This is a genomic window from Pedobacter sp. GW460-11-11-14-TSB4 (genome assembly GCF_059423705.1).
The window spans coordinates 53,113-71,128 of sequence record NZ_JBWKYI010000023.1 but is presented as its reverse complement, the minus strand read 5'-3'; the positions used below and the strand labels follow the sequence as shown (position 1 = coordinate 71,128).

Sequence of the window (18,016 nt, the reverse complement as noted above, 5' to 3'; positions counted from 1 at the left end):
AACAAAGATGTGCCACATCATACGATGAAGGACGCGATGCACACTCCAATCAGGTCTAAATGGCATCAATAATAGTATGAGGTGCAGTTGCATGAGTTTTAATATCAAGTTTTATTTATAAACCAAGTGATAACTGCTGCTCCCTAAGTGCTATCAAATGCCGATTTCAAAAAAAAAAATGCTAAAAAATTTGCGTAGTCACATAGCTACACTTATATTTGTAGTCAAATAACTACATAATGAATTTAAGAAGAGATGTATTTCAGGCCATTGCCGATCCTACCCGAAGGGCGATATTGTTGCTGGTGGCCTCGCAATCGATGACCGCTGGCGCAATAGCCACTAATTTCGACACGGCAAGGCCAACTGTTTCAAAACACCTGCAAATTCTTACCGAGTGCGAATTGTTAGAACAAAAACAAAATGGAAGAGAAATTCATTACCATACCAACGCGAAAAAAATGAAAGAAATTGCCGATTTTATTGAGCCATTCCGCAAAATGTGGGACGACAGATTTAATAAACTGGAAGATATCATGAAAAACTATAAACCAGGCAAATAGCATAACATGGAGCAGAAAACAAAAATTGATGCCGAAAGTGGCAAGCAGGAAATGATCATTACAAGAGAATTCGAGTTACCTGTAGCATTGCTTTTTAAGGCTTACGTTGAACCCGAAATTATCACACAATGGATGGGAACCAAGGTATTGAAGCTTGAAAACAAAAAGTATGGCAGTTACGAGTTCGAAACATCTGATGCCAAGGGAAACCTGGCATTTGTGGCCACTGGTGTAATACATGAGTTTGTGCCTGAGGAAAAAATTACGCGCACATTCGAAATGGAGCAGACGCCTTTTGGGGTTCAGCTCGAGTTTTTAACCTTCGAAAAACTGACCGATGATCGGAGTAAACTCACCATGCACGTAATTTACAAATCAGTAGGGGTAAGGGATCAAATACTATCGCTGCCTTTTGCTAAGGGTATTAACATGGCGCATAGCCGTTTAGAAGACATTGTAAAACAAATAAAATAATCCATCATGACAAAGACAAACAAAATTATCTATTGGATTGCCACCGTGTGGCTGTCGCTAGGCATGTTATCAACGGGAACCGTACAGTTGATCAAAATGAAGGAAGAAGTAGCATTATTTACCCACCTGGGTTACCCAATCTATTTCCTGACTATATTAGGGATTTGGAAAATTTTGGGTGTGGTTGCGGTGTTAATTCCTAAATTTACTTTACTGAAAGAATGGGCGTATGCAGGCTTTTTCTTTGCCATGTCTGGTGCTGTTTTTTCGCACATGGCTATTGGCGATACCAGTGTTTCAGCCTACTTCGGCCCATTATTACTACTTGTGTTAACGGTATTGTCGTGGTATTTCAGGCCTGCAGATCGAAAAATCATTTCAGTTAACTGAAATAATTGAAAGTAAGGAACAAGCAAAGGAACAAACAAATTCGACTGACATGAAAACGAATCCAAAAGTTGATTTTTATTTTAACAAAGCCAAAAAGTGGCAGGAAGAACTGCTGTTATTGAGAACAATTGCATTAGATTGTGGGCTTAGCGAAGAATTAAAATGGGGAGTGCCCTGTTATACTTTGCAGAACAGCAATATTGTTTTAATCCATGATTTTAAGGAATACTGTGCGTTTTTGTTTTTTAAAGGCGTTTTATTGACTGATACCGCTGGGATTTTGATCCAGCAAACCGAAAATGTACAGTCGGCCAGACAGGCGCGTTTTACCAATGCCCTTGAAATAGTAGAGCTGAAAAGCATTTTGAAAACTTATATTGAGGAAGCTATTGAGGTGGAAAGAGCTGGTTTGAAAGTAGATTTGAAAAAAACTGCTGAGTATGCCATTCCAGCTGAGTTTCAATATAAATTAGATCACATTCCGGATTTGAAAACTGCATTCGAAGCCTTAACACCTGGTCGTCAGAGAGCTTATCTGCTTCATTTTACTGCGCCCAAGCAAGCTAAAACCCGTGAGGCCAGGGTTGAAAAATTTATGCCCCACATTCTGAACGGTAAAGGATTGAATGATTAGTCAATCTTCGTTCATGATGTTTGAAAGTTACCATAGGTATCATGAACCACTGCTTTCTCGCTCTAAGCAGCGATCCGCATTAGTAGTTTGTATGTGGGGATTAATCCCAATAGGCCGAGGCATGTTTTTGTATTAAAATTTAGAAATGATTGTGCAGTAATTCTTGGAGGCTTTCCGTCCCGCCATTCGCTTTATCCAGATGAAAAATCTGGATGCCTGCTGCTGTCGGGTTTAGGAACAGGGGTTGTACGCCCGCAACCATAAAAAATGAAATGCTGTTTAGGCCCTTTCGCCCCCGTTTGAAGCAGAAAATGAGAAGAAACCTGGTGTTTTGCACTGGTGTGGTGCTTCAAATGGATCTGGTATTTCCTGAAATCAGAAAGGGATTGTTGATTGAAGATGTAAAAGAATTTTTAACCGAAATATAAAACTTATGAGTAAAATAAATAGCAATAAAAAAGAGTTATCGCCCGGGCAGGCCAAAGAACTACTCCATACTTTAAGCGTCCGTTTTGAAAAAAACATGAACCGCCACAAAGATTTTGAATGGGCCAAAGTACAGGCAAAACTTGAGGCTAAACCCGAAAAACTATGGGTGCTCGATGAAATGGAAGTAACCGGTGGCGAGCCCGATGTTGTTGATTTCGATAAAAAAACAGGCGAATACATATTTTACGATTGCTCGGCAGAAAGTCCTAAAGGACGCAGAAGTGTATGTTATGATTTGGAAGGTTTAACATCAAGAAAAGAGCATCAGCCGGAAAATAATGCCATAGATATGGCTGCAGAGATGGGTGTAGAGATTTTAACGGAAGAACAATATCGTTTTTTGCAACAACTCGGAAAATTCGACACCAAAACATCGAGCTGGATTGTTACGCCTCCTGCAATCAGGAAATTAGGTGGTGCCCTTTTTGGCGATCGCCGCTATGATCATGTATTTGTGTATCACAATGGCGCACAATCGTACTATGCCGCAAGGGCATTTCGTGCTTTGTTAAAAGTTTAAGCCGATGCTTACAATAATTTTTGATAACAAAAGAAACGGAGCCCAGGCCGTTTCGCCAGGCTAATTTCACCACTAAACTGATAGCCGAGCTTCGGGAAAAGTGCCTGGGTGGCCATATTTTTGCTGTTGGTGTCCACCCTTAAGATGGAAATACCCGAAGCTTTTGCTACCGCCTCGGCCTGGTTCATTAAAGCCCTGGCAATACCCATGCCCTGGCAATCAGGGTCTACTGCTAAACGGTGTGTAACAATGGCTTTTTCGTTAATGTCCCAGCCTGCATCAGCATACTCGGGATCTTGATCTGTAGTAATTGCAGAAACGCCAACAACCTGCCCTTCCAGCTCAGCTACCCATAACTGACCGATGGTAATATCGCTGGCAAATACTTCCGGGTTCGGATAATCGTCTCCCCACTGGAAATTTCCTGCAGCACGCATTAAGGGTACAACTTTATTTACCAGGTGCATTATTTTCGGAATATCGGCTGTTACGGCTAATCTAATTGTCATGCCCGCAAAGATAATGAATGGGTTTGTTAGTTCATTTGTCATTCGTTTATTGGTTGGCATAGTGTAGAAACCTGCGTAATGGTTAACTGGTTAATTATTTAAATTGGTTAATCGATTCCAAACGCCTGGCCGTTTAATCGACTTTGGACTTCAGACTAATGACTTTGGACTATTCCCAACTTCATCAAATCTTCATCTTTCCTTTTCACCTTTGCGCTTTCTATTCTTCATTATATTCCGGCCTGAAATAGGGATTGTTAAGGAATTGTTTTCTTATTGTATTCAATTGATTTTCATATTGTTAACGTAGTGTTAAACTTAATTTAGTGTTAATATTTAATTAACATTAAGGCTGTTGTTTTGTACCAAAATAAAATAACAGAAAATGAAATCACGCATACTATTCCTGGTGAGTACCCTGATGCTCCTGTTCGCATTTGCTCAGGCACAGGTTACAACTTCTAGTATTAATGGAAAGATAAAAGATGAGAAGGGAACCATCCCAGGTGCAACCATCGTTATGGTGCATGTTCCGACAGGTACCGTATCTAAAGGTTTATCAAATGAGAATGGACTTTACCGTATCGGCAATTTAAACCCGGGCGGACCATACAAAATTACCGTAACCTTTGTTGGTTATAGTCCGGTAGTAAAAGAGAATATTTATTTAACCTTAGGTTCGGATGTAAGGTTCGATCTTGATCTTCATGAACAAGGTAATCAATTGGCCGAAGTAAGTGTGAAGGGACAAAAAGGTGGGACGAAAGCGGGTGCAGGCACCAGCATTGGTGAAGGGCAGATTAAAACCCTGCCAACCATGAACCGCAGTTTGCAGGATGTAACCCGGGTTACACCACAGGGAAGTAAGGATAACACTTTCGGTGGAACCAATTTTAGGTACAACAACGTAACCATCGATGGTGCAATTAATAACGATGCCATTGGTTTTAGTCCTTCCTTAGGTGGGCAAAGTGGTAGCTCGGGTATGCCTGGAAGCAGTACACGTACCAATCCGGTTTCATTGGATGCCATTCAGGATGTTACCGTTTTACTTTCTCCGTATGATGTTAAAGTGGGTAACTTTTTAGGGGGAAGCATTAACGCTGTTACGCGTGGTGGTACCAACGAGGTGGTAGGCTCGGTTTATGGCTATGGCCGTAACGCTTCCTTAATCGGTAGAAATAAAATCGGCGATAACAGTAAAGAGCCTTCTGCTTTTCACGATTACCAAACTGGTTTCCGTGTTGGTTTTCCGATTATAAAAGATAAATTGTTCTTCTTTACCAATGAATAAATTACACGCCGCCAGGATCCGGTAATTTTAGGTGCAGGATCGTCTGATATGAAATTGCTTACCTTATCTGAGGCACAGCAAATCTCAGACCGTATGAAAAATGCTTATGGTATAGATGCTGGTTCGTTTGGTGATTACAATATCTATTCGCAATCGAATAAATTTTTCAACCGTTTAGACTGGAATATCAATGAAAACAACCAGTTAACCATCAGAAACAATACCATTATTTCGAAAGCCACAAATCTGGAAAGAGACCAGTCTAACTTCAGGTTTGGGGGGATCGATTTCAGACAGAATAATAATCAGACATCAACTGTTGCCGATCTGAAAACACGTTTTGGAAATTCGGCTACCAACAACTTAATTATCGGTTATTCTACGGTTCACGATTTCCGCGATCCGCTTTCTAATCCGGCTTTACCGCAGATCGAAATTGCTTCGAACGGTGGAACATTGTTTTTAGGTACCGATCGCGAGGCGAGTATTTTTAACATGAAACAGAATACTTTCGAATTTACCGATAACTATACCTTTAGCAAAGGCAACCATACTTTCACTTTCGGTACGCACAATGAGTTTTACAACATTAATTATGGTTTTGTTAACTCATGGAATGGCCGTGTAGCTTACAGCAGTATTGCCGATTTCCTGGCTAACCAGCCAAATAGGGTTCGTGCCAGTTATAACTATGATGATAATAGCCGGGATAACATTCTTGCTAATCCAACGGCGCAGTTTAATGTGAATATGTACAGTGTTTACGGTCAGGATGAAATTCGTGTGGGCGACCGTTTAAAATTAACACCGGGATTACGTTTCGATATGGCAAACCTGCCGGATATGCCCTCATTAAGCACAAAAACAACCAATTCTCCTGTTGATAAAAATTACGGAACTACTTATACCTATACTCAGCCATCATCAATTACCGGAAAGTTTTTGAACAAGATTCAGATCTCGCCACGTTTAGGCTTTAATTTTGACGCATTAGGCAACCAGCGTTTGATTGTTCGCGGTGGTACAGGTTTGTTTACCAGTCGCGTTCCTTTTGCATGGATTGGTTATGCCTACTACAATAATGGTGTAAACTACGGTGCTTTTGATAAGTCCTATGTTTATGTAAATACAGATCCTACAAAAATCGTAACGCCGGCTCCTGGTTCAGATCCGGTTAAAGATGCTTTAACGGGTAATGGCGAAGCAGGTTATGTAACCAAACAAGGTGTTAATGTTAAAGATGCAAACGGCGCTACCCAGGTAGATTTAGTTGACAACAACTTTAAAATGCCAAAAGCATGGAGGAGTAATTTAGCTTTCGATTATAAAACAGACGATCAGTGGAAATTTACCATTGAGGGAATTTTTAGCCAGGTAATTAAAGATGTACAGTTTCAGCAGATCAACTATGTTGATAATCCTACGTACATGGCTTATGATACCCAAAAACAACAGCCTATATATTCAGGTACCAAAATCAATCCGCTATACACCAATGCTTACCTGTTATCCAACACAGATAAAGGTTATAAATATAGCTTAACCGCTCAGGTGAGTAAATCGCTTCCTATAGGTTTAGATATGATGGTGGCTTATACCTATGGCAGATCGAAAGATATTGCCAATGGTATCCGTAATTCAATGGAATCTAACTGGCAATTGAATCAGGCCCTTAATCCGAACATGCCTGCATTAGCATATTCTAACTTCGATATTCGCAACAGGATTATCTCGACCATCAATTACAGGTTAGACTGGGCTAAAAATGGCAAATATGTGTCTAACTTCTCGTTATTTTTCAGTGGTCAGTCAGGTTCGCCATATTCACTGGGTTTAGTGAATACCCGCATTAACGGAACCGGCCAAACTGTAAGTTTATTGTATATCCCGGCGGTAGGCGAAACACAGAAATTCTTTGCCAATAACGCAACAGGAATTGCACAGGCTGCAGCATTTGATGATTATATCAATAACGATAAATACCTAAGTACCCGTCGTGGCGATTTTACCGAACGTAACGGTGCACGTACACCCTGGAATGTTCAGGCCGATTTTCGCTTCGCTCAGGATATCCAGGTGGCAAAAGGGAAACACCCGCATGTACTGACTTTAACTTATGATATTATTAACCTGACCAATTTGGTAAATAAAGACTGGGGTATTCAGTATTTTTCTCCCAATACCTATAACTCAATGGCCAGTGTAGGTATTAAGGTGTCTACTGCAGGTACACCAAGCACATATCCGGTGTATACCTTTGCACAGAAAGATGTCACTTCTTATTCAAAAGATTTCTTTGCCTCACGTTACCAGATGCAATTGGGATTGAGATATAGTTTCTAATCTTTTTTTAATACATAAAACGAAGCGGTCTGGCCAGTATGGTCAGGCCGTTTTTTTTGTGCGGCGTCACCCTGAATTTATTTCAGGGTCTTATTTGAAATAAAAAGATGCTGAACAAGTTCAGCATGATGTTAACTTTATAAGTAAAAAAAATGCCCATTAAACTTTTCTTTTACCCAAGCGTCAAAATAAAACACACAGTATAAAGCTTGATTTATTTTTTAATTTAAAAGGTTAGGTTATGAAAAGGATTGTAAATGCATTGCTCTTATTGGTTATGGCGGTTAATTTTAGTGCATGCGTGGTAAGCGCACGTGCACCAAGGGCACACTGGGTGCGCGGGCATTATAATGTTGGCCCTCATGGCGGTCGCTATTGGGTGCCAGGTCATTACCGTTAAATTTTTGCTATCGCCGCCACAAAAAAAGGCGGCGATTTGTTTTGATAACCGGTTTAAAAAAAATGTTAATACGTAACTTATGCGATTGTTGATTTAGATTGTAGGAATAAAATAATACATTAGCGTTATTAACACGATTTTAGCATATGCAAGAAGAAATTCTTTTACAGATTAGCCTTAAAATTAAAGAAAGACGTAAAGAGCTGGGTATTACCGTTCAGGAGCTTGCAGATAAAGCTGAGGTAAGCAAAGGCCTGATCTCTCAAATCGAAAATAGCCGGACTATTCCATCTTTAATGGTATTAATGGATATTATTAAAAGTTTGCAGATCGATCTGAACAGCTTTTTTAAGGACATTAATTTTCATAAAAAAGACGCCCCTGTTCTGGTGAAACGAAAAGATCAGTACCAGAAATTCGAAAAGGAGCAGGCCTTAGGTTTTAACTATTCGCGTATTTTAACCAAGAATATCAAATTTTCTACTGCCGATTTTGTGCTGCTCGAGCTCGAAGTAAATGCGCATCGGCCAATGGTGAAAACGGAAGCCTTCGAGTTTAAATACATGATAGAGGGTAAAGTAGAATATCAGTTTTCGAAAAAGAAAATTATACTCGAAAAAGGAGACTCCATGCTTTTCGATGGAAGGCTTTCACATACCCCCGTTAATGTTGGCGATGGTAAGGCGCTGATGCTGGTTATTTATTTCTTTGAGTAAATTAATAAACAAAGTTTATTAATACTTAACAAATCTTTATCTTCACGTTTATAAACCAATCTTAGATTTGGTAATAGAAAATTATGAGTATGATACCATCTCAATTTTTCAAACCACACAGGGTGTGAAAAATCTGATCGCTTCATAACCATTGAACTAAAATTATATACGAATGAAAAAGTTTTTGAAAAGTACTTTAGTGTTACTTTGTTTAGTTGTATTTGCGCAGGCGCAATCTAAAAAAATTAAACACGTGATCTTAATTGGTTGCGATGGTTTTGGCGGCTACGCTTTGCCGGAGGCGAATATGCCTAATCTTAAAGCGCTAATGGCTAATGGCTCGTGGACCACGCAGGCACGCTGTGTATTGCCATCATCCAGTGCGGTAAACTGGGCCTCTTTGTTAATGGGCGCCGGACCAACCGAACATGGATATACCGAATGGGACAGTAAGGTTCCCGAAATCCCATCTGTTACTAAAACATCTTATGGTTTGTTCCCGGGGATCTTTAGCGTAATCAGAGATCAAAAAAAACAGGCTAAAACCGCTATTGTGTATAGCTGGAGTGGTATTGGCTACTTATTTGAAAAAGAAGCAGTAAACATCATTGTTAGCGGAAATGATAAAGATGATTTTTGTACTGATACTACTGTTGCGATTATCAAAAAAGAAAAACCTTATTTTACCTTCCTGCATTTAGACGAACCAGATGGCACAGGACATTCAATTGGTCACCGTACGCCCGCTTATTATAAACAACTGGAGCTGGTGGATCAGCGGATTGGTAAAATTGTAAAAGCAGTTAACGATGCGGGCATAGCCGATGAAACCGTTATCCTGGTTACTGCCGATCATGGCGGTAAGGGTAAGGGTCATGGCGGTAAATCGCTTGATGAAGTGCAGATTCCATGGATTATCTCAGGGCCAGGTGTACGCAAAAACCACGAATTAAAAGATGTGATTATTACCTACGATACGGCAGCAACACTGGCCTGGTTAATGGGTTTGCAGCAACCGCAAAGTTGGAGAGGAAGACCAGTGTTAGAGGCTTTTACGAAATAAAATACAAGCCCTGTATGGTGAAAGCTTAACAATTTGATAATCTTGACTTTGTTTACAAATAATAAACAATGTTTACCATTGTGTTTTAAATGAAATGCATATTTCAATCAAATTAGTGGTGTTCGGTATGGCGGGCACAAAAATTAAAGACGGATATTGGATGGAGCTGGCCTTTCAGCAAGCCATGCCTGGTTTTAGTGCTGAGCGGAGTCGTATCGGTCAGGTAAACAGTGGTTTAAACAACATAAGTAGATACTAAGATGAGTTTACTCCATCTTGCCCGGAAAAAAGCACTTAACTGGCCTTATTGGTTAATTACCGTGCTTGGTGGTATAGCAGCATTTGGTTGTTATACCAGTATGTATGCCTTTCGCAAAGCTTTTGCCTCTGCTACTTTCGATCACCAGGAATTTTTGCATATCGATTATAAAGTTTGGCTGGTTATTGCGCAAATGGTAGGTTATACCTTAAGTAAGTTTTATGGTATCCGTTTTATTTCCGAATCGGGGAAAAGTAACCGGGCAAGGAGCATCATTTTTCTGATCCTCTTTTCCTGGCTGGCCTTACTCGGCTTTGCCCTGGTACCTGCACCCTACAATATTGTATTCCTTTTTCTTAATGGTTTCCCTTTGGGTATGATCTGGGGCTTGGTATTCAGTTATCTGGAAGGAAGAAAAACAACCGAATTTATGGGCGCATTAATGTCGATCAGTTTAATATTTGCCTCAGGTTTTGTTAAAACGGTAGCGCGTACACTGATGTCTTTTGCCTCGGTAAGCGATTATTGGATGCCTTTTCTTACCGGACTGGTTTTCCTGCTTCCGCTGTTCCTGTTTGTTTTTTGCCTGGAGGTTATTCCACCGCCTTCAAAAGAAGATCAGGAGTTGCGTACCAAACGGGTGCCCATGGATGCGAAACAGCGCAGAAAGTTTATCACTACATTTTTACCGGGCATTATCTTAACCATCATCATTTATGTGCTGCTTACCTGTATCCGCGATATGCGCGATAATTTCGAAGTAGAAATCTGGAACGGTCTGGGTATTCATAACAACCATATCTACACACAGATTGATACGCTGATTTCGGTGGTGGTATTGGTGATGATGGGGCTTTTGATCCTGATTAAAGATAACCTTAAAGCCTTCACCGTGATCCATATCATGATTATTTCAGGCTGTTTGCTGATCGGGGTGAGTACATTCTTTTTCGATAGAGGTTACATTGGGCCAGTGAGCTGGATGGCTTTACTGGGGATGGGCTTATACATGGCCTATATTCCGTATAATGCCATTTTCTTTGAACGAATGATTGCCAATTTTCACTATAAAAGCAATATCGGTTTTATTATGTATGTGGCCGATTCCATCGGTTACGTAGGTAGCTTTTCCATACTGCTTTTTCATGAGTTCGGCGAAACGAATACCAGCTGGATGTACTTTTTTAAACAGTGTTTGTTTGCCATACCATTAATTGGAGGAATATGTAGTGTGCTCTCATTGATTTATTTCAGAAGGAAAACAGTGGCTACAAATAAAAAAATGCCGACAGCGGAGCAGTTGGTTTTAGCAGGGAAATAAAGCTTAGATTGATCGTCATTTCGAGCGGAGTGTAACGCAGCCGAGAAATCTATATTAAAAAGATTCCCGCCTGCGCGGGAATGACGTGTAATTTTAAAGAATTGCGTAGTTAAAATAAATATTAAATAACATTGGTGCCTGGATAGATCAAAAACATTAGGCATCAGCAAAAAAATAAACAATGAACAAACATTTCGATCTTATTGTAATTGGTGGAGGGATTTTAGGAACATTCCATGCTTACCATGCATTACTTTCGGGCAAATCGGTTTTGCAGCTCGAAAAAGACAATTTCCCGGTAGGCGCAACCGTGCGCAATTTTGGTCAGGTGGTGCCCTCGGGTATGGAAGCCGAATGGTTCGAATACGGTGTTGCGGGATTAGATATTTATAAATCTATCCAGCAAGAATTTGATATTTCTGTGCAGCAAAATGGTAGTGTGTACATTGCATCAGATAACGATGAGCAGACTTTGATCCACGAGCTGAAGGCACATTACGATACCATTGGTTATGAAACTGAATTGCTTAGTCAGGACGCGGTTTTAAAAAAATATCCTGCTATTAAATCTTCTTACGCCAAAGAAGCCATCTTTTTTCCGCAGGAAATTAGTGTAGCGCCAGATCAGATGATCCACCGTTTACACGAATATATGCAGAATAAGTTTGCACAATACACCCTTAAATATAATAGTCCGGTTACCGCTTGCGAAAGTAAAGGTGCTGGTGTGGAGGTTGGTTTAAGAAACAATGCCGAACGCTTTACGGCAGAAAAAGCCATTATCTGTAACGGTTACGAATTTAAATTACTTTATCCCGAACTGTTTAGCGAAAGCGGTATTGTGGTTAGTAAACTGCAAATGATGCGCAGTATTCCTATGCCAGAGGTAGCTTTAGCAGGGAATATTTTAACGGGCTTAACCACCAGGCGTTATGAGAGTTTTGAGCACTATTGCCCTTCTTTTAAAAGCATTAAAACGCCGGAGCATTACGAAGAACTGAAAAAATGGGGCATTCATATCCTGTTTAAGAAAGCTGCGGATAATACGATCATTATTGGCGATTCGCATGTGTATGCCGATGTAAATCATTTCGACGATCTTGGCTTCGATTTAAGCCATCACATTAATGAGCTGATGCTGGAAGAAGCAGCCCGTATTGTCGATTTCGATGTCCGCAAACTGCAAAGTACCTGGGCCGGATTTTATCCGCAGCACGCCACAAAACATATTGTAACATACGATCTGGATGATCGCATCCACATCCGTACAGCTATTGGTGGCAAAGGAATGACGGCCAGTGCAGGCTATGCTGCAGAAAGTATTAAGAAAATATTTAGTTAACAAATACTAAACAAAAACTAAGGTTTTTGTTAACTGAAAGTTGGCATTACGCTAACATGCACATCTTATCATTGCATCTATAAAACCTAAAAAATTATAGATAAATGAAACATCTCTACAAGATGAAGATGTGCATGATAGTTTTGCTGCTATTATGCCTCACGCCTTATTTTACATGGGCGCAAACAAAAATTGCTGGTCTGGTTAAAGACGATGCACAACAGCCAATCCCTGGCGTTAGTGTACTGGTAAAAGGCACTAAAAGAGCGACCTCTACCGATTTATCAGGTCGCTTTAGCCTCGATGCCAAAACAGGTGAAACACTTGTTTTGAGTTCAATCGGATTTCTTCCTCAGGAAGTTCAGGTTACTGCGGCAAACCTGACCATAACTTTAAAAACAGACTCGAAAAACTTAAACGAAGTGGTGGTTACCGCCCTTGGTATCCGTAAAGAAAAAAGAAACCTGGGTTATGCCATTCAGGAAGTAAAAGGTGCCGATCTGGTAAAAGCCAGGGAAGCGAATCCGGTAAACGGATTGGTGGGAAAAGTAGCCGGTTTAACTGTAGGAGTATCTTCAGAGCTTTTGGGCCGCTCATCGCTTTACCTTCGTGGTAACGATGTTAATTTAGTCGTGGTAGATGGGGTGCCGATCAATTCAGATACCTGGAACATCAATCCCGATGATATTGACACTTACACCGTGCTTAAAGGCCCGGCAGCAGCAGCATTATATGGTTATCAGGCTTATAATGGTGCATTATTAATCACCACCAAAAGAGGTAAGTTAAGTGATAAAGGTTTTACAGTTGAACTAAACTCAAGCACGCAGTTTAACAAAGGTTTTATCGCTTTACCAAAAAGCCAGGACGAGTACGGGCCAGGTGAGCACAGTGCCTATGCCTTTGGCGATGGAAAAGGTGGTGGCTTAAACGATGGCGATTACGATATCTGGGGTCCAAAATTCGAAGGGCAATTAATCCCGCAGTACGATAGTCCGGTGGTAAACGGCGTGCGCCAGGGTACGCCATGGGTGGCCCGCGGAAAAGATAACTTAAAGCGTTTCATCCAAACCGGATTACTTTCTGCAAACAATATTGCTTTATCTTCTGCAACGGATAAGTATAATTTAAGGGTTTCTATTTCCAATAATTACCAGAAAGGAATTATACCGAATACACAATTAAATATCAATAATTTTAATGTAAGTGGTTCTTATAACATCAGCCCGAAATTAAGGGCCGAAGCCTATATCAATTACAGTCGTCAGTTTTCTGATAACATACCGGATGTAAACTATGGCCCGAACAGTGTAATTTATAACATGACGCTTTGGGGCGGTGCCGACTGGAATATCGACGACATGAAAAACTACTGGCAGCCAGGCAAAGAAGGCATTCAGTCTATCTATGCAGAATACCAGCGTTACCATAATCCTTATTTTATGTCGTACGAATGGTTGCGCGGACATAAAAAGAACGATATTAACGGTTATGCTTCATTAAACTATAATGTAAGCAAAGGGCTGGACGTTTTGTTAAAAACACAAATTTCGACCTACGATCAGTTAAGAACCGAGAAAATGCCATTTTCTGCCCACCCGTACGGACGTGAAGAAGGTTTAGGTGATTACAGGGAAGACCGCCGCAGCATGTTCGAGAACAATACCCAGCTGATTTTGAAATACAACAAAAACGTTGGCGATATATTGGAGATCAGCGCTTTTGGTGGCGGTAATGCCCGTAACTTCAGCTACAATTCGAGTTTTACCACGACCGATTATTTAAATGTTCCGAATGTATATAACTTTTCGAACTCTAAAAATCCGGTAAAAGCTTTCGATTTCAATTCTCAAATGTTGGTGCTAAGTGCCTTTTATTCGGTTGATTTAAGCTTTAAAAAATACCTGAATATCAATACCACAGGTCGTGTAGATAAAAACTCTGCACTTGCTCCGGGCAACAATGCTGCATTCTATCCTTCGGTTTCGTTAAGTTCGGTAATTTCCGATTATGTAAAAATGCCTGCTTTTATTTCATTTGCAAAAGTAAGGGCATCGTATGCAAACGTTAAAGATCCGGGTTTGGGTACGCAGGAATTTATTGGGGCGACGCCATTACAAACTTATCCGCTCGGTTATGGTGCAGAATACACTTCGTCATATGGTGGTCCTGGATATGGCCTTTCTTCTCCATATAGCATCAGACCAACCTATAATAATCAAACAGGCGCCTATTATACCAATAACCTGATCGATCTGAATGCAGTAAAAGCGCAGAGCAGAACCAATTACGAAGGGGGTATCGACCTGAAATTTCTTAAAAACAGGTTAGGTTTCGAAGCCACTTATTTCAGGTATATCGATGGACCGAAAATTATCAGACAAAATATCTCAGCAGCTACAGGTTACCAGACCAATACCATTAACGGCCGTAAAACGCAAAACAGTGGTGTGGAGTTAAGTTTGTCGGGCGCACCAATTCTGACCGATAAATTTGGCTGGGACGTAATGATCAACTGGTCGACCTACAAACAAATTTACAAAGAACTTGCCCCTGGCGAAACATCGGTTGATCAGTTCTTTAAAACCGGCGACCGTATCGATAATATCTATGGTTCTGTTTTAGCTAAAACACCAGGCGGACAGGTAATCCATACTTCAAGCGGAACACCAATCTCATTGCCGGTGAATCAATTGTTAGGGCACGCCGATCCAAACTGGGTATGGAGTATTGGTAATAAATTCAGGTATGAGAATTTCTCTTTCAGCTTCCAGTTAGATGGTAAAGTGGGTGGGGTAATGCAAGATTACGTGAGGTTAAAATCGTTTCAGGGCGGTCGTCAGATCGAAACCATTCAGGGTAAAATGGGTGAGGCCAGATACCAGGATTACCTGCGTGTAAACGATCCAGCTTACAAAGGTACCTGGGTAGGCGATGGGGTGGTTATTGCCAATGGCGGTAAACTTAACTTCGATCCGGTTACAGGTGTAATTACCAACTACGGCGACCTGTCTTTTACACCAAACACCACACCTCAGTTATTACAAGATTATCTGGGTGTTTTTTATGGTGCCAAAGAAAATACCATGATGAGCCGTACCTACGCCAAATTACGCGAAGTAACCTTTGGTTACCAGTTACCTAAAAAGTTATTGGAGCGCACATTTATCAAATCGGCCAATATTTCGGTAGTAGGACGTAACCTGTTGTACTTTATCAATTCTACCTATAATGATGTGGATGTAGATCAGTATTCGGGTAGAGAAGGTACCTCTACGTTACAAACACCAACTACACGAAGTGTAGGCTTTAACCTTAATATTACTTTTTAATCGCTAGAACATGAAATCAATATATAAAATCCTGTTCCTCTTCATCATCGTTGCTGTTTGCGGCGGATGTAAGAAAGAATTTGAAGAAAATTTTAAAAATCCAAACCAGGCCGAAACCGTTCCGCCGAACTTATTGTTGAACGGTATTTTGTTCGACATGTATGAAGCCCCTTTTTCGGGCTCGGAAAGATGGAACCAATACACGGCGGCCAATTATTTCTATTATGCCAACAATAACTACGATTGGACAGGTGCTACTTTAGATTACACTACTTTAAAAAATGTGGTTAAAATGGAAGAAGAAGCCAATCGTTTAGGTGGTGCAGTAGCTAAACCTTACCTGGCTTTGGCTAAATTCTTTAAAGCCTATTTCTTTGTGAAAATGAGTTTGAAAGTAGGCGATCTACCGATGATGGAAGCTTTAAAAGGTTTCGCTAACCTGACTCCAAAGTACGATACCCAAAAAGATATTTTTAAACAATCCTTAACCTGGTTAGAAGAATCGAACACCGATTTAACCGCTTTAATTGCAGCGGGCAACAAGGAATTAAAAGGCGATATCTACCTTAAAAATGACCTGATTGCCTGGCAAAAGGTAGTGAATACCTTTAAATTAAGAACCCTGATCCAGTTGAGTGCCAAAGTAGACGATGCCGATTTGCAGGTTAAACAACAGTTTGCTGCGGTATTGGGTAATGCAGGCAAATACCCGGTAATGGATAGCATGGCCGATAACCTGCAGTTTGTGTACAACGAAAGTTTTAACAAATACCCAAACAACAAGGATAACTTTGGTAACGATGCTTTGCGTTATAACATGGCTGGTACTTATTTAAATACACTTTCGGGTTATAAAGACCCAAGAGCCTATATGGTTGCCGAACCAGCAAGAGGAATAGCCGAAGCCAATGGCTATGCCATTACCGATTACCGCAATTTTATCGGCGCAAGCTCTGGCGAAGATCAGGGGGTGATGCTGGATAAAGTACAGAAAGGATTGTATTCGCTTATTGGTCGTAACCGGTATTACAGCGGTTATACTGCCGAAAATACCTTTATCATTTCTTATCCAGAGCTCTGTTTTATTAAAGCCGAAGGCATTAACCGTGGCTGGGCAACTGGCGATGCCGAAAGCTGGTATAAAAAAGGCATCCAGGCATCTATTGCTTTTTACGGAATTAAAGATGGCAGCAATGTGGTAACCTTTTTGAAAAAGGACGGTAAGCTAGGCGAATTTGAAACTTACAATGTAAACTTCACTTTCGAGACGGATTATTATGCACAGCCTGTTATCAAGTATGCAGGCAATACGGCTGCGGGTTTAACACAAATCCTAACCCAAAAATACCTGGCGTTTTTTCGTAATTCGGGTTTCGAAGCTTATTATCAGTACCGCAGAACAGGCATACCCGAATTCCTGGTAGGGCCGGGTACAGGTAACAGCCAAAGGATTCCGAAACGTTTTCAGTACCCTACTATAGAAAGAACGACCAACGGCGAAAACCTAAAACAGGCTCTACTTCGCCAATATAGCGGAATTGACGATATTAACCTGGCGCCTTGGATTGTTAAACCCTAATTGGTAATGGTCTGATATTCAGTTTGAAATATACGAAACGATCCTCCGTTGCAAATGGAGGATCGTTTTCTTAAACAATAATTGAATTAATTTTTGCATAAATAGTTTAAAAGCGCTAATATTGCACTCCCAAAACGAACAAGGGTATTTAACTGCAAAGTGTAAATAAACCTCGTTTTAGGAAACGACCAGTACTCCTTCTTAGCTCAGCTGGTTAGAGCATCTGACTGTTAATCAGAGGGTCGCTGGTTCGAGCCCAGCAGAGGGAGCAGATTGAAAGCCTTACAACACCGTTGTAAGGCTTTTTTATTTTTAAAGGTTTTTATGGACCCAAACCTATACTGCGTATTTCGGCAAAAGTGTACACGCGTTTCGCATTTATGCTGACACCCTATTTCGCTGCAAACTGACGAGCTGTTTCGGACCAAACTGACGGCGCTGATCTTTGGATCAGAATTTCTTCACTCAGTAAACCCATTTAATTTTATAAGTTCAGGCCAAATAAAAGGCTCAGGCGTTAAATTACTGCTAGATGCAATCTTCGATCTGTCTGGTGGGGTTTGGATGCTGTGGCGCGTCTTTTAGGTGGAATTCTGCAATGATTTTTTATTAAAGATCCATTGTTGATCTAAAAAGATAGGTTGGATGTGAACCTGAATTAGATGAATCTGGTTGCTGCCAGGAAGAAGGATATTTGAAGTCGAGGCCTGTTTTTGTTCAGAGGGAAAAGGAACATTTTAGACAGCCGCCCGGCAATCAAATTCGCGTACAGTTTGGCCCGAAATGGA

Annotated in this window: 16 protein-coding genes and 1 tRNA gene; 16 read left to right on the top strand and 1 reads right to left on the bottom strand. The window is 40.6% G+C overall.

Going from position 1 to position 18,016, the window contains the following annotated elements; genetic code table 11:
- Positions 1-239: 239 nt before the first annotated feature.
- From AC07YT_RS19250 to AC07YT_RS19230, 5 genes are all read left to right on the top strand, one after another.
- Entirely contained in the window at positions 240-563 is a 324-nt protein-coding gene (locus AC07YT_RS19250; protein ID WP_086549015.1) for an ArsR/SmtB family transcription factor, read from the top strand.
- A gap of 6 nt (positions 564-569) precedes the next feature.
- Positions 570-1,037: an SRPBCC domain-containing protein gene (locus AC07YT_RS19245; RefSeq protein ID WP_086549016.1), complete on the top strand. Its 468-nt coding sequence runs from the start codon at positions 570-572 to the stop codon at positions 1,035-1,037.
- A gap of 6 nt (positions 1,038-1,043) precedes the next feature.
- Complete coding sequence (locus tag AC07YT_RS19240; RefSeq protein WP_086549017.1) at positions 1,044-1,427, top strand: DoxX family protein; 384 nt, start codon at positions 1,044-1,046, stop codon at positions 1,425-1,427.
- A gap of 49 nt (positions 1,428-1,476) precedes the next feature.
- Positions 1,477-2,061: a YdeI/OmpD-associated family protein gene (locus AC07YT_RS19235; protein ID WP_086549018.1), complete on the top strand. Its 585-nt coding sequence runs from the start codon at positions 1,477-1,479 to the stop codon at positions 2,059-2,061.
- Positions 2,062-2,494: 433 nt separating this feature from the next.
- Positions 2,495-3,070 carry a DUF4256 domain-containing protein gene (locus tag AC07YT_RS19230; protein WP_086549020.1) on the top strand — a complete coding sequence of 192 codons (576 nt, stop codon included), beginning with the start codon at positions 2,495-2,497 and terminating at the stop codon, positions 3,068-3,070.
- Positions 3,071-3,078: 8 nt separating this feature from the next.
- Here the strand turns inward: AC07YT_RS19230 and AC07YT_RS19225 are convergent, their stop codons facing one another.
- Positions 3,079-3,579 carry a GNAT family N-acetyltransferase gene (locus AC07YT_RS19225; RefSeq protein ID WP_086549021.1) on the bottom strand — a complete coding sequence of 167 codons (501 nt, stop codon included), beginning with the start codon at positions 3,577-3,579 and terminating at the stop codon, positions 3,079-3,081.
- 385 nt (positions 3,580-3,964) lie between these two features.
- Here AC07YT_RS19225 and AC07YT_RS19220 point away from each other — a divergent pair, with 385 nt between their 5' ends.
- The 11 genes from AC07YT_RS19220 (at position 3,965) to AC07YT_RS19170 (ending at position 17,497) form a co-directional block, all read left to right on the top strand.
- Positions 3,965-4,873, top strand: a complete 909-nt coding sequence (locus AC07YT_RS19220; protein ID WP_494945475.1) for a carboxypeptidase-like regulatory domain-containing protein — start codon at positions 3,965-3,967, stop codon at positions 4,871-4,873.
- Between the two features lie 93 nt (positions 4,874-4,966).
- Positions 4,967-7,216, top strand: coding sequence for an outer membrane beta-barrel protein (locus AC07YT_RS19215; protein ID WP_494945474.1), 2,250 nt, complete (start codon positions 4,967-4,969; stop codon positions 7,214-7,216).
- Positions 7,217-7,457: 241 nt separating this feature from the next.
- Positions 7,458-7,616 carry a hypothetical protein gene (locus AC07YT_RS19210; RefSeq protein ID WP_199227253.1) on the top strand — a complete coding sequence of 53 codons (159 nt, stop codon included), beginning with the start codon at positions 7,458-7,460 and terminating at the stop codon, positions 7,614-7,616.
- 146 nt (positions 7,617-7,762) lie between these two features.
- Positions 7,763-8,332, top strand: a complete 570-nt coding sequence (locus AC07YT_RS19205) for a helix-turn-helix domain-containing protein (RefSeq protein ID WP_086549023.1) — start codon at positions 7,763-7,765, stop codon at positions 8,330-8,332.
- A 172-nt stretch (positions 8,333-8,504) separates the two neighbouring features.
- Positions 8,505-9,395 carry an alkaline phosphatase family protein gene (locus AC07YT_RS19200; RefSeq protein ID WP_086549024.1) on the top strand — a complete coding sequence of 297 codons (891 nt, stop codon included), beginning with the start codon at positions 8,505-8,507 and terminating at the stop codon, positions 9,393-9,395.
- A 94-nt stretch (positions 9,396-9,489) separates the two neighbouring features.
- Positions 9,490-9,654, top strand: a complete 165-nt coding sequence (locus AC07YT_RS19195) for a hypothetical protein (RefSeq protein ID WP_494945473.1) — start codon at positions 9,490-9,492, stop codon at positions 9,652-9,654.
- A 1-nt stretch (position 9,655) separates the two neighbouring features.
- The gene (locus AC07YT_RS19190) at positions 9,656-10,975 is read left to right on the top strand and encodes a DUF5690 family protein (protein WP_086549025.1); all 1,320 of its coding nucleotides are present in this window, start codon (positions 9,656-9,658) and stop codon (positions 10,973-10,975) included.
- A 181-nt stretch (positions 10,976-11,156) separates the two neighbouring features.
- Positions 11,157-12,317 (top strand): TIGR03364 family FAD-dependent oxidoreductase, encoded by a 1,161-nt coding sequence (locus tag AC07YT_RS19185; protein WP_086549026.1) that lies wholly within the window; start codon positions 11,157-11,159, stop codon positions 12,315-12,317.
- A gap of 104 nt (positions 12,318-12,421) precedes the next feature.
- Entirely contained in the window at positions 12,422-15,649 is a 3,228-nt protein-coding gene (locus AC07YT_RS19180) for a SusC/RagA family TonB-linked outer membrane protein (protein WP_086549027.1), read from the top strand.
- 10 nt (positions 15,650-15,659) lie between these two features.
- Positions 15,660-17,228: a SusD/RagB family nutrient-binding outer membrane lipoprotein gene (locus AC07YT_RS19175; protein WP_086549028.1), complete on the top strand. Its 1,569-nt coding sequence runs from the start codon at positions 15,660-15,662 to the stop codon at positions 17,226-17,228.
- Positions 17,229-17,423: 195 nt separating this feature from the next.
- A tRNA-Asn gene (locus AC07YT_RS19170) sits at positions 17,424-17,497 on the top strand.
- Positions 17,498-18,016 lie beyond the last annotated feature (519 nt).

Bases quoted from the DNA above. Each gene is read 5' to 3' on its own strand.
- AC07YT_RS19185 (WP_086549026.1), top strand. From the start codon at position 11,157: ATGAACAAACATTTCGATCTTATTGTAATTGGTGGAGGGATTTTAGGA.
- AC07YT_RS19215 (WP_494945474.1), top strand. From the start codon at position 4,967: ATGAAAAATGCTTATGGTATAGATGCTGGTTCGTTTGGTGATTACAAT.
- AC07YT_RS19240 (WP_086549017.1), top strand. From the start codon at position 1,044: ATGACAAAGACAAACAAAATTATCTATTGGATTGCCACCGTGTGGCTG.
- AC07YT_RS19225 (WP_086549021.1), bottom strand. From the start codon at position 3,579: ATGACAATTAGATTAGCCGTAACAGCCGATATTCCGAAAATAATGCAC.
- AC07YT_RS19245 (WP_086549016.1), top strand. From the start codon at position 570: ATGGAGCAGAAAACAAAAATTGATGCCGAAAGTGGCAAGCAGGAAATG.
- AC07YT_RS19220 (WP_494945475.1), top strand. From the start codon at position 3,965: ATGAAATCACGCATACTATTCCTGGTGAGTACCCTGATGCTCCTGTTC.
- AC07YT_RS19175 (WP_086549028.1), top strand. From the start codon at position 15,660: ATGAAATCAATATATAAAATCCTGTTCCTCTTCATCATCGTTGCTGTT.
- AC07YT_RS19235 (WP_086549018.1), top strand. From the start codon at position 1,477: ATGAAAACGAATCCAAAAGTTGATTTTTATTTTAACAAAGCCAAAAAG.
- AC07YT_RS19195 (WP_494945473.1), top strand. From the start codon at position 9,490: ATGCATATTTCAATCAAATTAGTGGTGTTCGGTATGGCGGGCACAAAA.
- AC07YT_RS19230 (WP_086549020.1), top strand. From the start codon at position 2,495: ATGAGTAAAATAAATAGCAATAAAAAAGAGTTATCGCCCGGGCAGGCC.
- AC07YT_RS19190 (WP_086549025.1), top strand. From the start codon at position 9,656: ATGAGTTTACTCCATCTTGCCCGGAAAAAAGCACTTAACTGGCCTTAT.
- AC07YT_RS19210 (WP_199227253.1), top strand. From the start codon at position 7,458: ATGAAAAGGATTGTAAATGCATTGCTCTTATTGGTTATGGCGGTTAAT.
- AC07YT_RS19200 (WP_086549024.1), top strand. From the start codon at position 8,505: ATGAAAAAGTTTTTGAAAAGTACTTTAGTGTTACTTTGTTTAGTTGTA.
- AC07YT_RS19250 (WP_086549015.1), top strand. From the start codon at position 240: ATGAATTTAAGAAGAGATGTATTTCAGGCCATTGCCGATCCTACCCGA.
- AC07YT_RS19205 (WP_086549023.1), top strand. From the start codon at position 7,763: ATGCAAGAAGAAATTCTTTTACAGATTAGCCTTAAAATTAAAGAAAGA.
- AC07YT_RS19180 (WP_086549027.1), top strand. From the start codon at position 12,422: ATGAAACATCTCTACAAGATGAAGATGTGCATGATAGTTTTGCTGCTA.